This window comes from Microbacterium sp. CFH 31415 (assembly GCF_022538185.1).
GTDB lineage: Bacteria > Actinomycetota > Actinomycetes > Actinomycetales > Microbacteriaceae > Microbacterium.
Map to the genome: position 1 here is coordinate 147,787 of NZ_JAKYXC010000003.1, position 14,489 is coordinate 162,275.

12 protein-coding genes and 1 tRNA gene are annotated in these 14,489 nt (G+C 69.8%); 7 read left to right on the plus strand and 6 right to left on the minus strand.

From position 1 onward, the window contains the following. The first annotated feature begins 19 nt into the window (after positions 1-19). The 3 genes from MK786_RS04735 to galE are packed head-to-tail and all read left to right on the plus strand — an operon-like array spanning position 20 to position 3,777. Positions 20-2,059 carry a DUF2207 domain-containing protein gene (locus tag MK786_RS04735; RefSeq protein WP_241111086.1) on the plus strand — a complete coding sequence of 680 codons (2,040 nt, stop codon included), beginning with the start codon at positions 20-22 and terminating at the stop codon, positions 2,057-2,059. An 18-nt stretch (positions 2,060-2,077) separates the two neighbouring features. Further along, on the plus strand, positions 2,078-2,737 hold the full coding sequence (locus MK786_RS04740) for a thymidine kinase (RefSeq protein WP_241111087.1): 660 nt from the start codon (positions 2,078-2,080) through the stop codon (positions 2,735-2,737). A 20-nt stretch (positions 2,738-2,757) separates the two neighbouring features. Beyond that, positions 2,758-3,777 carry a UDP-glucose 4-epimerase GalE gene (galE, locus tag MK786_RS04745; RefSeq protein WP_241111088.1) on the plus strand — a complete coding sequence of 340 codons (1,020 nt, stop codon included), beginning with the start codon at positions 2,758-2,760 and terminating at the stop codon, positions 3,775-3,777. A gap of 21 nt (positions 3,778-3,798) precedes the next feature. On the opposite strand, the gene MK786_RS04750 is transcribed toward galE, so the two are convergent. Beyond that, positions 3,799-4,650 carry a DUF1295 domain-containing protein gene (locus MK786_RS04750; RefSeq protein WP_241111089.1) on the minus strand — a complete coding sequence of 284 codons (852 nt, stop codon included), beginning with the start codon at positions 4,648-4,650 and terminating at the stop codon, positions 3,799-3,801. A 67-nt stretch (positions 4,651-4,717) separates the two neighbouring features. Here MK786_RS04750 and MK786_RS04755 point away from each other — a divergent pair, with 67 nt between their 5' ends. After that, positions 4,718-5,425, plus strand: a complete 708-nt coding sequence (locus MK786_RS04755; RefSeq protein WP_241111090.1) for a FadR/GntR family transcriptional regulator — start codon at positions 4,718-4,720, stop codon at positions 5,423-5,425. A 36-nt stretch (positions 5,426-5,461) separates the two neighbouring features. Further along, on the plus strand, positions 5,462-6,823 hold the full coding sequence (locus tag MK786_RS04760) for an alpha-hydroxy acid oxidase (RefSeq protein WP_241111091.1): 1,362 nt from the start codon (positions 5,462-5,464) through the stop codon (positions 6,821-6,823). Between the two features lie 46 nt (positions 6,824-6,869). Here the strand turns inward: MK786_RS04760 and MK786_RS04765 are convergent, their stop codons facing one another. The 5 genes from MK786_RS04765 to MK786_RS04785 form a co-directional block, all read right to left on the minus strand. Continuing rightward, entirely contained in the window at positions 6,870-7,652 is a 783-nt protein-coding gene (locus tag MK786_RS04765; protein WP_241111092.1) for an HAD-IIB family hydrolase, read from the minus strand. A gap of 60 nt (positions 7,653-7,712) precedes the next feature. Further along, a tRNA-Pro gene (locus tag MK786_RS04770) sits at positions 7,713-7,786 on the minus strand. 18 nt (positions 7,787-7,804) lie between these two features. Beyond that, positions 7,805-9,760 (minus strand): hypothetical protein, encoded by a 1,956-nt coding sequence (locus MK786_RS04775; RefSeq protein ID WP_241111093.1) that lies wholly within the window; start codon positions 9,758-9,760, stop codon positions 7,805-7,807. Positions 9,761-9,955: 195 nt separating this feature from the next. Next, on the minus strand, positions 9,956-10,897 hold the full coding sequence (locus MK786_RS04780; protein ID WP_241111094.1) for a metallophosphoesterase: 942 nt from the start codon (positions 10,895-10,897) through the stop codon (positions 9,956-9,958). Further along, entirely contained in the window at positions 10,897-13,662 is a 2,766-nt protein-coding gene (locus MK786_RS04785; protein ID WP_241111095.1) for a transglycosylase domain-containing protein, read from the minus strand. The genes MK786_RS04780 and MK786_RS04785 overlap by 1 nt, the downstream gene beginning before the upstream one ends. Before the next feature lie 111 nt (positions 13,663-13,773). On the opposite strand from MK786_RS04785, the gene MK786_RS04790 reads away from it, so the two are divergent. Continuing rightward, entirely contained in the window at positions 13,774-13,989 is a 216-nt protein-coding gene (locus MK786_RS04790) for a DUF4177 domain-containing protein (RefSeq protein ID WP_241111096.1), read from the plus strand. 4 nt (positions 13,990-13,993) lie between these two features. Next, positions 13,994-14,461: a RidA family protein gene (locus MK786_RS04795; RefSeq protein WP_241111097.1), complete on the plus strand. Its 468-nt coding sequence runs from the start codon at positions 13,994-13,996 to the stop codon at positions 14,459-14,461. Positions 14,462-14,489 lie beyond the last annotated feature (28 nt).

A 14,489-nucleotide genomic window follows, 5' to 3' on the forward strand; every position in this document is an offset into this window, starting at 1 on the left:
TGCCTCTATCGTGGGGGACATGGGGCATCGGGGACGCCTGACGTCGACGACGGTCGCGCTGACGATCATCGTCGTGGGGGCCGTCCTCGCCGCAGTGCTCGCGCTGGTCGTGACCCGTCCGGCCGGTGAGCCGGCCGCGATCGCAGGACGCGGGGGCGAGCGCGGTGCGGAGGCCGCCTTCCGCGCCCAGGCGGCCGGCTCGGTCGACGATTTCACCTTCGACTCGTTCGAGGCCGACTACTGGCTCGCCCGCGCCGCCGACGGAAGCAGCAGGCTCGTGACGACCGAGACGATCGTCGCCCGATTCCCCGGATTCGACCAGAACAAGGGCATCGTGCGGGCGCTGCCCCGCGCCGGCAACGGGGTCGACCTCGGCACCGCAGTAGTCGACGTCACCGCTGCCGACGGGGCCCCGATCCCGTGGTGGACGGAAGGCGACGAGGACTGGGTCTACGTGCTCACCGGCGACGACGACTACGTGCGCGGCGTGCAGACCTACGTGATCACCTACCTGCAGCACGACGTCGTGCTGCGCTATGACGACACCGAAGCCGACGAGTTCTACTGGGACACCGTGGGCACCGATCACGCGCAGCCCTTCGGCGAGGTGACGGCGCGGGTGCACATCGCCGGGGACGCGGCATCCGGTCTCCTCGAGGGCCGTGCCTTCTGCTACACCGGACCTGCCGGATCGACCGAGCAGTGCGACATGGCCGGCCCGACGTCCGACACCGACTGGCCCGATGTCGCGTCACTGTGGCTCGAACTGCCCATGACGGGCGAGTCGGATGCCGCGGCCGTCGCCTTCACCGCCGCCGACCAGAACCTCGGGCCGAACGAGAACGTGACCCTGGCCATCGGGTTCGCGCAGGGCACGTTCGCGGCGCCGTCGCCGCCTCCGCCCCCGCCGTACCCGTGGTGGCAGTGGATCCTCCCCGCGCTCGCCCTGCTGGCCGGTGTCGGCGGCCTCGTGTTCATCCTGGTGGTCGGCGTCGTGGCACGGCGCAATCCCGATGACTCGCCCGTCGTGGTGCAGTACACACCGCCGCCCGACGAGTCGGTCACGTTGTCGGCGGGCGTCCTCGATGTGCCCGAGCGCGCGCTCGCCGCCCACGTCGTCGACCTCGCCGTGCGCGACAGGATCGAGATCCGTGCGACCGGCGACCGCGACGATCCCGGGGACTTCCACCTCGTGCTGATCGAGCGCGAGGGCCTCCAGCAGGACGACCGTCGCGTGATCGACACGCTGTTCGGCAAGGGGGCCGCCGCCGGCGCCGACGTCGATCTCGGAGCATTCGCTCGCAAGCCCCCCAGCCGCGCGGTCACGTACGTGCGTCGCATCGACACGTTCACGACCCAGCGCGGCTATCGCGCACCGCTGCCGTCCTGGATCAGGACAGTCCGGGGCGCCGTGCAGACCAGCGGGTTGGTGCTCGCGCTGCTGCTCATCTTCGTCGGAGACGGCTCGTGGGAGGTGCTCGCGCCGCTCGGGGCCCTAGGCACCCTCATCTACATCGCTGCCATAGCCAGCGGATTCTTCGCCGGCTTCGCGCTGCCGCTCTTCTCGACGCCGAGCACGGTGCTCACGCGCGCCGGCGGCACGCACCGCACCTACCTCGACGGGATCCGTGCCTACCTGCGCCTGGCGGAAGAGGATCGCCTGCGGGCGGCCCAGTCGCCGCAGACCGCCGATCTCGTCTCAGCGGGGGCGCGCCCCTACGGCGACGCGCCCAACGGGCCGGGTGCCGACGTCGTGAACGTGTACGAGCGTCTCCTCCCGTACGCGGTGCTCTTCGGCATGGAACGCGAGTGGGTCGGGGTCATCCGCAACGCGGCGCCGGTCGCCGTCGGCGCCGTGCCGCTGTTCGACGCTGTGACGTCCGACGCGCTGTCCGATGCCTCGCGGTCGATCGGCCGACTGGCGGCCACCCCCGTCTCCAGCGGGCGCTCGAGCGGCGTCCGATCGTCGTCGGGGTCGAGTTGGTCGTCGTCGGGCGGCTCGTCGGGGGGCGGGTTCTCCGGCGGTGGCGGTGGCGGCGGCGGATTCGGCGGTCGCTGACTTCCGTAGACTCGCCGGGTGGCAAAACTGTACTTCCGCTACGGCGCGATGAACTCCGGCAAGTCGACGTCGCTGTTGCAGGCCGCCTACAACTACGAGGAGCGCGGGCAGCACGTCCTGCTCGCCAAGCCCGAGATCGACACCAAGGGCGCCGACCAGATCGACAGCCGATTGGGAGTCAAGCGCACGGTCGACTTCTTGATCACCCCTGACGCTGACCTGAGGGCGCTGTTCGCCGAGTACCGGGCGAAGGTGCGGTCGCGGGCCGAGGACGCCCTCATCCCGGAGTCGACCGCGACCGGCGCTGCCCCCGATGTCGCGTGCCTGCTCATCGATGAAGCGCAGTTCCTCACGCCGGCTCAGGTGGACGATCTGCTGCGCATCGTGGTGCTCGATCGCATCCCGGTCCTGGCATACGGCATCCGCACCGACTTCCAGACGCAGGCGTTCCCGGGCTCGCGCCGGCTGCTCGAGCTCGCCCACAGTCTCGAAGAGCTCAAGACGATCTGCCGGTGCGGCCGGAAGGCGCTGTTCAACGCGCGTCTCGTCGGCGGGCGCTTCGTCTTCGACGGCGATCAGGTCGCGATCGACGAGCTGTCGGCCGACCGTGTGACGTACGAGTCGATGTGCGCGGAGTGCTACCTGCGGGAGTCCGGCGGGCGCATCGCGGGCTCGTGACTCCCGCGTAGGCTGGGTTCATGCGCGCACTTCTCGCCGGCGGCGCCGGTTATGTCGGGGCCCACACGGCCGTCGCCCTGCTCGAGGCCCGCCACGAGGTCGTCCTCCTCGACGATCTCAGCAACGCCTCCGCTGCCGCCGCCGACCGCGTGGCCCAGATCACGGGTCGTGCGGCCCCGCTCGTGGTGGGAGACGCCGCCGACGACGACGTGCTCGCGTCCGTCTTCGACGCGCACGGCCCGTTCGACGCGATCGTTCACCTTGCGGCGTTCAAGGCCGTCGGAGAGTCGACGCAGAAGCCGCTCGAGTACTACGACAACAACCTCAACACGACGTTCGCCCTGCTGCGCGTGGGCATCGCGCGCGGCATCCGCTCGTTCCTCTTCTCGAGCACCGGAACGGTCTACTCCGACCCGGCCGACCTGCCGTTCACCGAGGAATCGAAGACGAGCGTCGACCTCTCGAACGCGTACAGCAAGTCCAAGCGCATGAACGAGGTGGTGCTCGCGGACGTCGCGCGGGTGAAGCCCGACCTCGACGTGACGGTGCTGCGCTACTTCAACCCGGTCGGCGCGCACCCGAGCGGGCTCATCGGCGAAGATCCCAAGGGCATCCCGAACAACCTCATGCCGTACGTCCAGCGTGTGGCGATCGGAGACCTCGACCGCGTCGGCGTGTTCGGCACCGACTACGACACGCCTGACGGCACCGGGCTGCGCGACTACATCCACGTCGTCGACCTGGCAGAGGGGCATGTCGCCGCCCTCGAGAAGGGCGCGCCCGGCTACGCGGTGTACAACCTCGGCACGGGGGAGCCCGTCAGCGTGCTGCAGCTCATCGCGTCGTTCGAGAAGGCCGTGGGACGCGAGTTCCGCAAGGAGATGCTCGCCCGTCGCCCCGGCGACGTCGCCGCGACCTACTGCGACCCGTCGAAGGCCGAGCGCGAGCTCGGCTGGAAGGCCAAGCTCACCATCGACGACGCATCGCGCGACGCGTGGAAATGGCAGTCGCAGAACCCGCGGGGGTTCGAGGGCGACTGACGCTCGAGGGCTGTCCGCACGTCAGGCCGTCTTGGGTGCCTCCGTCGTGCCGCGCCGCCGCGCGGGGAGCGGGATGAGCATCGACGTCGAGCGCTTGTAGTCGGCGTACGCGGGATACTTCGACGCCGTGATGGACTCGGTGAAGATCGTCGAGCCGATGAAGAGGACGGTCAGCAGCGCGGCGCCCGCGATCGTCCAGTTGAGCGCTCCGCCCCACACGCCGAGCCCCGCCGCGACGGCCGCCGTCGCGCCGATCGCGTAGAACACCCACCACTGCGCCTGCTCGAAGAAGAAGTTGGGGTGGCGGCTGTAGGCGAACATGCCCGTCGTGAGGAAGCCGGGCTCGAGCGTGCCGCCCGCGGCCTTCTTGGCCCGGTGGAAGTCCCACTGCTGCTGGTCCGCGACGAACTCGCCGATCAGGAACGCGGCGAAGAGCGCGGCGAACGCGGCATCCCATCCCGTGAAGGGGAGTGGATGCTGGAACGCGACGTACGCGGGAAGCGTGATGAGCACGAGCAGCGCGTTCTGGTAGAGCACGATGAAGAGCAGGTTGAAGACCTGGAACTGCCAGGGCTTCATGCGCGCTCGCAGGATCGCCCAGCGGTAGTCCTCCATGCCGGTGTAGCCGCCCTTGCGGGCGAAGTTGAACGTGAGGCGCGCACCCCACGCTGTGACGAGCACGGCCATGACGATGAGGCGGGTGGGGTCGACGCCGGCGGCGATGCCGGCGACCGCGAAGATCCAGACGTACACGACCGGGACGACCGACCACAGGCGGTCGACCCACGAGGTGTCCTTCGTGATGAGGGACGCGATCCAGCAGAAGGCGCAGGCCACGCCTGCGACGATGATGACGAGGAGGAGCGGATCCATGCGGTCAGGGTAGCGCTTGAACGTGGTCGGACCACAGGTTAGTGTGGTCTGACCATAGGAGGTGACCGTGACCGAGACCCGCGCATGGCAGCTGGTGCTCGAACGCATCGAGACCGATCTGCTCGACGGCAGACTCCGACCCGGCGATCGCCTCCCGCCCGAGCGGGAACTCGCCACGACGCTGGGCGTCGGGCGATCGAGTGTCCGCGAGGCGCTGCGGGTGCTCGAGGTCATGGGACTCATCCGCACCGGGACGGGCTCCGGCCCTTCGTCGGGCGCGATCATCATCGCCACGCCCCGGGGCGGCATGTCGGCGCTGCTGCGCCTGCAGGTGGCGGCACAGGGCTTCCCGCTCGACGACGTCGTGCGTACGCGCCTCGTGCTCGAGTCCGCCGTCGTCGAGACGCTCGCCTCCGACACGGCCCGCGACACGAGCGCTGCGCGCGCCGTGGCCGACGCCATGGACGCCGGCGACCTGACCCCCGCCGAGTTTCTCGCACTGGATGCCCAGCTGCACCTCGCACTGGCCGAGGCATCCGGCAACGTCGTCATCGCCGCGATGATGGCTGGCCTGCGGACGGCGATCGAGTCGTACGTGCAGGCGGGCGCGGAGCGGATCTCGGAGTGGGATGCCGCGGCCGCGCGCCTGCGCACCGAGCATCGCGCGATCATCGACGCGATCGACGCGGGCGACGCCGGCGCAGCCGGCACCCTCCTCCACGACCACATCACCGGGTACTACGCCGACGCCGGTCTGGCCCGCGTGAGCGACTGACGTCGTCACCCCTCGACTCAGATGGAAGGCACCCCCATGGTCCAGCGTCAGCTGCCCCGGCCCGCCGAGCTGCTCGAGTTGATGCAGTTCAAGAAGCCGGAGCTCAACGGGCGTACGCGTCGGCTGGAGTCGGCGCTGACGGTCTACGACCTGCGCGCGATCGCGAAGCGGCGTACGCCGAAGGCGGCGTTCGACTACACCGACGGGGCGGCGGAGGGGGAGCTGTCGTTGGCGCGGGCTCGTCAGGCGTTCGAGGACATCGAGTTCCACCCGGGCGTGCTGCGTCCGGCTCCCGAGCTCGACACGTCGGTGGAGATCCTGGGCGGGCCCAGTGCGCTGCCGTTCGGTATCGCCCCGACCGGGTTCACCCGGCTGATGCAGACCGAGGGTGAGGTCGCGGGAGCCTCCGCGGCGGGTGCCGCGGGCATCCCGTTCACCCTGTCCACGCTCGGCACCACGTCGATCGAGGGGGTGAGGGCGGCCAATCCGGACGGGCGGAACTGGTTCCAGCTGTACGTGATGCGCGACCGGGAGATCTCGTACGCGCTGGCGCAGCGTGCCGCGGCATCCGGTTTCGACACTCTGCTGTTCACCGTGGACACGCCTGTGGCGGGTGCGCGGCTGCGCGACAAGCGCAACGGGTTCTCGATTCCGCCGCAGCTCACCCTCGGCACGATCGTCAACGCGATCCCGCGGCCGTGGTGGTGGTTCGACTTCCTCACGACGCCGAAGCTGGAGTTCGCGTCGCTGTCGTCGACCGGCGGCACGGTGGGTGAGCTGCTCGACGCCGCGATGGACCCGACGATCAGCTACGACGACCTCGCGGTGATCCGCGACCTGTGGCCGGGCAAGATCGTCGTCAAGGGGGTGCAGACCGTCGAGGACTCGGTGCGGCTCATCGACGTGGGCGTGGACGGCATCGTGCTGTCCAACCACGGCGGCCGTCAGCTGGACCGCGCGCCGGTCCCGTTCCACCTGCTGCCGAAGGTCGTGAAGGAGGTCGGCAAGGACGCCACCGTGATGATCGACACCGGCATCATGAACGGCGCCGACATCGTCGCCTCCATCGCGCTCGGAGCGAAGTTCACCCTCATCGGCCGTGCCTACCTCTACGGACTCATGGCCGGCGGCCGCCAGGGCGTCGATCGCACCATCGCGATCCTCCGCAGCGAGATCGAACGCACCATGAAGTTGCTCGGCGTCGCGACCCTCGCCGAGCTCGAACCCCGGCACGTCACGCAGCTGCAGCGGCTGATTCCCGTCGGCTCGCCGGCGGTGCCTGCCCGCACGCCGCGGACGACGAAGACGGCGGCGAAGACATCCCCACGGGCGAGTGCGGCGAACGGGTCACGCGCGGCGAACCCTGCGCCGCCCGACATCGAGGTCACCGGCGGGTGATGCTTCCGGCAGCGGGTCAGCGCTGCTCGTCGAACCTCGTACTTCGTCAGACGGCGGGGCGCGCGGGGAGGGTCGGGATGAGCGCCTCGAGGAACCTCGCGGTGTCTTCCCAGCCGTCGACCGCCTGGCACGTCACGCCCATCGCGAGCACGGGGTAGTCGTTGCCGTCGGGGTCGAGACGATCGCCGACGAAGAGCATGTCGTCGAGCGAGATGCCCGTCTGCTCGGACAGCTGGCGCATGCCGTACGCCTTGTCGATGCCGCGGTGGGTGATGTCGACCGACGTCGAGCCGCCGGAGCGCACCTCGAGGTCGGGGATGCGCTCGGCCACGGCAGCGCGCAGGAGGCTCTTCTTCTCGCCGGTGGGGTCCCACGCCGTCTTGGCATGCAGCGGCGCGCGCTGGCCGAGCGCCGAGAAGGTGATCTGCGAGCCGCGGTCCTCGAGGATGTCACCCCAGGTCTCGGCCTCCCAGAGTCCGAGACGCCGCGCCTCGCCTTCGACGGCCGCGAGGGCGCGCGTCTTCTGGTCGTCGGTCAGGCTGTGGGCGTAGACCGTCGTCACGCCGTCCTCGGTGAGGCGGTAGTACTGCGTTCCGCAGGTGGGCAGCAGGTGCAGTCGTGAGATCGCGGCGGGGGAGGCATCCGGAAGCCGGTCGACGACCTGCGTCGTGAACTGCGCGAGCTGACCGCCCGAGATGATCGCGACCTCGACCCGCTCCGCGAGCGCGACGAGCAGTTCGCCGATGCGCGGGTCGATCTGGCTCTTGGAGGGGGCCAGGGTGTCGTCGAGGTCGAAGGCAACGAGGAGCGGCGAGCTTCCTTCGGTCACGTCGGTCTCCTTGCTGAACTCATGGAAGAGGCTCCGCCTTCCGGCGGAGCCTCTTGTCGGTCGGGGTGACAGGATTTGAACCTGCGGCCTCTTCGTCCCGAACGAAGCGCGCTACCAAGCTGCGCCACACCCCGATTTGCAACCCCCCGAGTCTACCCGATGGTGGAGGGTGCTCCGAACCGCCGTCGTCGAGGATACGCGAATGCGGTCGCCCCCAGGGTGAGTGCGGTGACTCCGGCACCCGCGATCGTGCGGAGTGCATCGGGCTGCATCCCCGTCAGCGCGAGTCCCGGGCCGCCCGACGGCGGCATCGGCGGCGACGCGGGCGGGGGAGCGGTCACCGGTGGGACGAGTGTCGGGGTGGGGGTCGGTTCCGGGCTGGGCGTGGGTTGCGGCGTGGCAGTCGCTTCAGGGGTCGGCGTGGGCTCGGGAGTGGGCTGCGGTGCGGGCGTCGGCGCGGGCACGATGGTCGAGGTCTCGTCGGGGATGCCGCAGGCGCCGAGGTGGACGACCGCACCCTCGGCGTCGAGCGCCCGCTCCTGCCAGTAGTAGGTGCCCGCTGCGGCGATCGGTGGTGAGGTCACGGTGACCTCACCCGGCGCGGTGACGCGCTGAAGCGGGGATTCCCACACCAGCCGCTCATCCGCGCACGTGTCACCCGCCACCACCCCTTCCTCCGCCCGATAGAGCGCCGAACCGACGTCGAGCCCCTCCGACGGCAGCGGATCACCCACGATGATCGTGTCGCTCACCGTCTCGCCGGCCGACGTCGATGCCTGGGCCCGCGAAGAGACATCCGGCACCATCGTCATCTGGGTGGCGACGCCGAACCGCTCCTCCCACAGATAGTCCTTCGGCAGCCGCAGCGCGTGGGCGTCGGGCTGAGCCGAGGCGGCGATCCTCCAGACGGCGACATAGAAGCCCGGTTCATCCGCCCTCCACGCGGACGTCACGCGGTAGGCCTTCCGCGGCCCGACCGAAGGGTCGGTGACGAGCTCGAGCTCGCCCACGGGCTCCGCGGAGGCAGGCGCTCTGGCGCCCTCCTTCGGCTCCGCCCGGGTGCGGTAGACGGTGGCCGTCGCCCGCAGCGGGAGAAACGACCCGCGCGCGCTGCGCGGCCACTCGCCGTCGGCGACGCGGACGGTGACGTCGTCGATGAACGGCCCGCCCGCGGTGAAGGCCGCGATCACCTGGGTCGAGATGACCGGGGTGAAGCCGGTTGCGCGCGGCGCGGCATCCCTCCCCGTCACCGTGAAAGACACGCGCCCGCCCGGTCCGGCGGTGTCCTGTCCGCCGGAGGTGGTGAAGTGCCGGACGGCGGCAGCGACGCCGGCCTCGAACCGCCCCGAGCCCGTCACGGTGTGCGGACGGCCCGGCTTGCCCGCCGCGGAGCGGACGGCATACGCGACGTCCGGCTTGGCGCCGGTCAGGGTGGCGGCACCGGTCTGGGCGAACACAGCGCCCTTCAGCGTGAGCGTGCCCCGAGCAGCGCTCGTTGGAGTGCGCACGGTCACGGTCCCGCGGGTCGGGTCGGCGGGATCGGTCGTGAACGCGAGCTCCCCGCTCGGCGCCGGGGGCACGCGCACGCGGCGTGCCTCTTCGTAGTACGCGACGGCACGCTTCTGGATCTCGGCGTTGTGGCGCGGCGACAGGGCCGAGAACGTCCAGTTGACGGCACCGGCGAGCGAGTTCCCGCGATACCCGTAGTGGTGCAGTGCGGCATCCCAGTCGGCGATCGCCTTCACGGCCCACGCGACCGACGCGGCCTGCACCGGGTCGTCGGTCTGACCGTAGACGGTGACGAGGTGATTGATGCCCGCGAGCTGCTGGGCGCTCAGACCGCTCACGGACGTGCGCACGCCGAGGTCGGTGGTCGGCCCGGTCGGCGCCGGAGCGCCGGGGAGGATGCAGTACGCGTGGACGCCGCCGACGATCATCGAGCCGTGCCAGCCGTACGCCGACACGGGCTGCCACGAGCCGAACCCCGCTCCGCGCGCCGCCGCCTGCGCCGGATTCGCTGGCAGGAGCACCATCGCCGCGATCATGGCCGCGACGATAGCCAGGATGAGAGGGGCACCGCGCAAGCGGGCGAGCGGGGGGTTGTCCATGTCGACTCCTCTTCTCGAGACGTCGACGATCCTCCGCGCTCAAGGCACCGTGCTGTCGGCCACGCGGCGTCACCGTGGTGAAGCACGCGCTCCGAGAGGCTGGGGAGGAGGCGACATCGCGCGCACGCCGGACCGGCCCGGAGCGCCCAGCCGGGCGGCAGACCCGACCGGGCGGAGCGTCGACCGGGCGGAGCGTCAGCCTGCGGCGGTGAGGGTGATGAGGGAGGCCTCGGGCCGGCACGCGAACCGCACCGGAGCGTAGATGGAGTGGCCGAGGCCGGCGCTCACGTTGAGGGGGACGGTGCGATCGAGCCGCGTCCATTCGCTGAGCCCCCGCGCCTGTCGCAGCGGGATGTCGCAGTTGGCGACGAGCGCCGCGGGGGAGCCCGGGATGCGCACCTGCCCGCCGTGCGTGTGCCCGGCGAAGATCATGTCGGCGCCGAGATCGACGAAGTCGTCGAGCACGCGGCGGTAGGGGGCGTGCGTGACGCCGATCATCGGCACGGTGGAGTCTTCGTCGCGCAGCCCGTCGATCAGCTCGGGGAGCACGTCCAGACGATCCCAGCCGCGATGGGCATCACTGACTCCGAAGGCGTCGATCCGCCGGCCCGCGACATCGAGCGAGCCGACCGAGTTGTTGAGGTCGACCCAGCCGAGCTCGTCCGCCAGGTAACCGTCGAGCGCTTCGGTGTCGAGCGGCTCCTCCTGCGACTTCACCCTGCCCGTGGAGGGGCCGACGAGGTACTTGAACGGGTTGCGCGGCGAGGGTGCGATGTGGTCATTCGATCCATGCACGAACGCGCCGGGGATGCCTCGCAGCGGGTCGAACGCGGCGCGCAGTCCGCGCAGCCCGTGCTCATGGCCGATGTTGTCACCCGTGTTGATGACGAGGTCGGGCTCCAGGTCCACGAGGGCGGCCATCCAGCGCTGCTTGCGACGCTGCCACGGCGCCATGTGCGCGTCGGACAGATGCAGCACACGCAGCGGGACGGAGCCGGCTGGAAGGATCGGCACTTCGTGGAACCGGACGGTGAAGAGGTATCGCTCGATGGCGATGCCCCAGATCGCCGCCGCCACGCCGACCGCCCCCACTGCGCCGAGCGCGGTGAGGGCGGTGCGTGGAGCGCGGGGCGTCACTAGTCGTTCCCGCGACCGTTCTTGCAGTCGGGGGCGCCGTAGTTCACGCTGATCGACGAGTTGCGGTTGATCACACTTCCGGCCTTCGGGTCGGTGTTGATCACACGACCTCCTCCGCCCGCGTCTGCGTCGGTCTTGCATCGACCGGCCTGCACGTTGCCGAATCCGGACTGGCGCAGCTCCGCGATCGCGCTGTCGAGACTCATGCCGCTCACGTCGGGCACACTGATGCCCTGTCCGTTGCTGGGGCTGATCGTGACGGTGGTTCCGCCGGCCACCTTGCCGGGGCCGGGGTTCTGTTCCGCAACCAGGCCCTTCTGGACATCGGAGCTGACCGCCTTGCCGACGACCGCATCGAACCCGGCATTCCTCAGCCTGGCGGTGGCCTCATCGACCGTCATGCCGCGCACGTCGGGCAGGTCGGTGAGCACGAAGCGCGTCAGCTCGGCGTCCGCCTGGGCGAACTGGCCGCCGCCGTACGCGGCGTTAGCAGCGGACTGCGTGCGCTTGACGAGCTGGTACCGGACGTCGGACAGGCGGTTCCCGTTCGGCCACGACTTGAAGACGTCACCGCCGCCGTCGGCGTTGCCGACCCACGCGAGGGTGGCGACCTTGGTGCTCGACTCGACGAGCCAGGTCTGGATCTCCTCGTGCGTTCCGGTCTTGCCGATGAGGGGTGTGCCGTCGTAGGGATTGCCGCCGGCGCCGGTACCGCCGTTCATGACGCCCTGCAGGGCGTAGGCGGCCGTCGCCGCGACCTTCGGCTCGAGCACCGGGGTGCAGCTGCGCTCCGGTTTCGGCAGATCGTTCCCGTCTGCGTCGGTCACACGGTCGATCGCCTGCGGCTGGCAGTAGACGCCGTTGTTGGCGACCGTGGCGTACGCGCTGGCCATCGCCAGCGGCGAGACCGGGTTCGTGCCGATGACCGAGTTGAGGTTGGTCATGGCGACCTCGTTGCCGTTCGCCTGCGTCACGCCCATGCGAGTGGCGACCTTCTTGATGTCGCAGAGGTCGAGCTTCTCGGCCATCGCGAAGAAGCCGGTGTTGGTCGACTGTGCGGTGAACCGCATCGGCGTCGACACCATGCCGCCCTGGCCGCCGAAGTTCTTCACGATGACGTTGCCCTCGTTGTACCAGTCGCCCTCGCACGAGTTCGTCATCTTCTTGAAGACGCGCGTCGTGCCGTTGAGCGTCTCGTTGACCGAGTGCCCCTTCTCGAGCCAGTCGATCAGCGTGAAGAGCTTGAACGTCGATCCGGCGGGGAAGCCGCCCGATCGGCCGTACGTGGTGTCGCCGGCGAAGACCAGAGAGGCATAGTTGGGGTCGCCCGCGACCGAGGCGTCCTCGCTGAACTTGGTGTTCTGGGCGATCGCCAGGATGCGACCCGTCGTCGCCTCCACGCTGACCACGGTCGACCCCAGGCGGCCCTTCGAAGGGACAGTGCGACCGGTGGGCATGTCGAAGGACGACGGGACCAGCTCGCCCATTGCGCTCTGCGCGGCAGACTGCACCCGCGAGTCGAGGGTCGTGTAGACGTTCAGCCCGCCCCGGGACAGGAGTTCCCGTCGCTCTTCCTCGGTCTCGCCGAACGCGGGGTCGTTGAGGATGACGTACTTGACGTACTGGCAGAAGTACGCGGCACCGCCGGCCGCCTGGCATCCGGGTTTGGTGGGCTTGATCGCCGGTGTGATCGGCCAGGCCGCGGCTTCGACGTACTGCTCGCGCGTGATCTTGCCGTCGTCCAGCATGCGGCTCAGCACGTAGAGCTGGCGCACCTTGGTCGAGGTGTAGCCGTCGGCGGCAGCGAGGCGCTGCTCTTCGGTGATCTCACCCGACTCCACGAGGGCGTCGAGCACGCGGATGTTCGCGCCCTCGTCGATGACGCCGTCGGGCGCCTTGTTGAAGGCGGTGCCGTCCGATCCGAAGATCGACCCGCCGGGCTTGTCGATGCGGTAGTTGTTCGGGTTCTGCACCATTCCGGCGAGCGTCGCCGCCTGCGCGATGGTCAGCTTCGCCGCGGTGGTGCTGAAGTAGTACCGAGCGGCAGCCTCGACGCCGTACGTCGTGCCGCCGAAGTTGGCGATGTTGAAGTAACCGAGGAGGATCTCCTCCTTCGAGTACTTCTGCTCGAGGGCGATCGCGTAGCGCATCTCCTGCAGCTTGCGCATGTAGCCTTCGTCGTCCTTCGCGGTGGTCGCAGCGACCCAGCAGTCCTGAAGGGCCTGCTCCCGCGTGATCTGGACGATCTCGCCGTTCTCGTCCTCTTCCTCGTGCGCTTCGGCGTTCTGCTCGCACTTCTGGATGAGGACGTTCTTGACGTACTGCTGGCTGATCGTCGATCCACCCTGCGTCTCGCCGCCGCCCTGCGCGTTCGACAGGATGGCGCGGGTGGTGCCGATGAGGTCGACGCCGCCGTGCTGGAAGTACCGCGGGTCCTCACTGGAGAGGATGGCGTCGTACATGACGGGGGAGACCTGGTCGTACGTGACCGGCGTGCGGTCCTGCTCGAGGAACTTGGCCAGCAGAACGGGCTTCTTGGTCTCGGGATCGGTCGCGTAGAAGTTGCTGGGCAGCATCAGATCATCGATCTCGAGGACGCTGGGGAGATTGTCGAACATCGTGATGGCGCTGGTCGCAGCGGCACCCGACAGAGCGATCGCGGGGGTCACCGTAGCGGCGACCAGAACACCCGCGACTGCGCTGAGGCCGACGACGCCCGTGATCCCACCGAGCACACCGCTAGCCGTTCGTTTGTTATCAGGCATAGGCTTGATCGTAAGGGAATTACCTGGGCGATTCCCTGACGGACGTGCGCCCACGCGGGTGTTTCCCAGCCTTCACCAGCCCGTTTCCGCTCGCCGACTCGAGGAGCCGCGATGACGACGTGGGAGTATCTCACCACGCCCCTTCTGATCCATAACACCGCCGCGATCCTCAACAACTGGGGCAAGCAGGGCTGGGAGCTCGTGCAGATCGTGCCGGGCCCCGAAGGAGGCCTCGTGGCGTATCTCAAGCGTCCGGTCGGCGGTGGTGCCCAGAATTCCGGATTGGATGCCGCGGCCCAGGCATCCCAGCAGTTCGAGGGGAACTGATCCCATGACCGTCTCCCAGAAGCTCGCCGACCTCGGCATCGATCTCCCCGACGTCGTGCCGCCGGTCGCCGCGTACGTGCCCGCCAAGGCGCACGGCGACCTCGTCTTCACCGCCGGCCAGCTGCCGATGGTCTCGGGCGCGCTGCCCGCGACCGGCAAGGTCGGCGACGGGCACGGTCTCGTGCCCGCAGGCGATGCGAAGGCCTACGCGCGCCAGTGCGCCCTCAACGCCATTGCCGCAGCCGCTGCCGCGGTCGGCGGGGTGGACCGCCTCACCGGAGTCGTGAAGGTCACCGGGTTCGTGGCATCCGTCCCCGAGTTCACCGGTCAGCCGGGCGTCATCAACGGCGCGAGCGAGCTGTTCGGCGAGGTCTTCGGCGAGGCCGGCCGCCACGCGCGGTCCGCGGTGGGAGTGCCGGTGCTGCCGCTCGACGCCCCCGTCGAGGTCGAGGTCGTCTTCTCCTTCGCCTGACCGCCGGCCCGCCGTCCGCCCGTCCCGG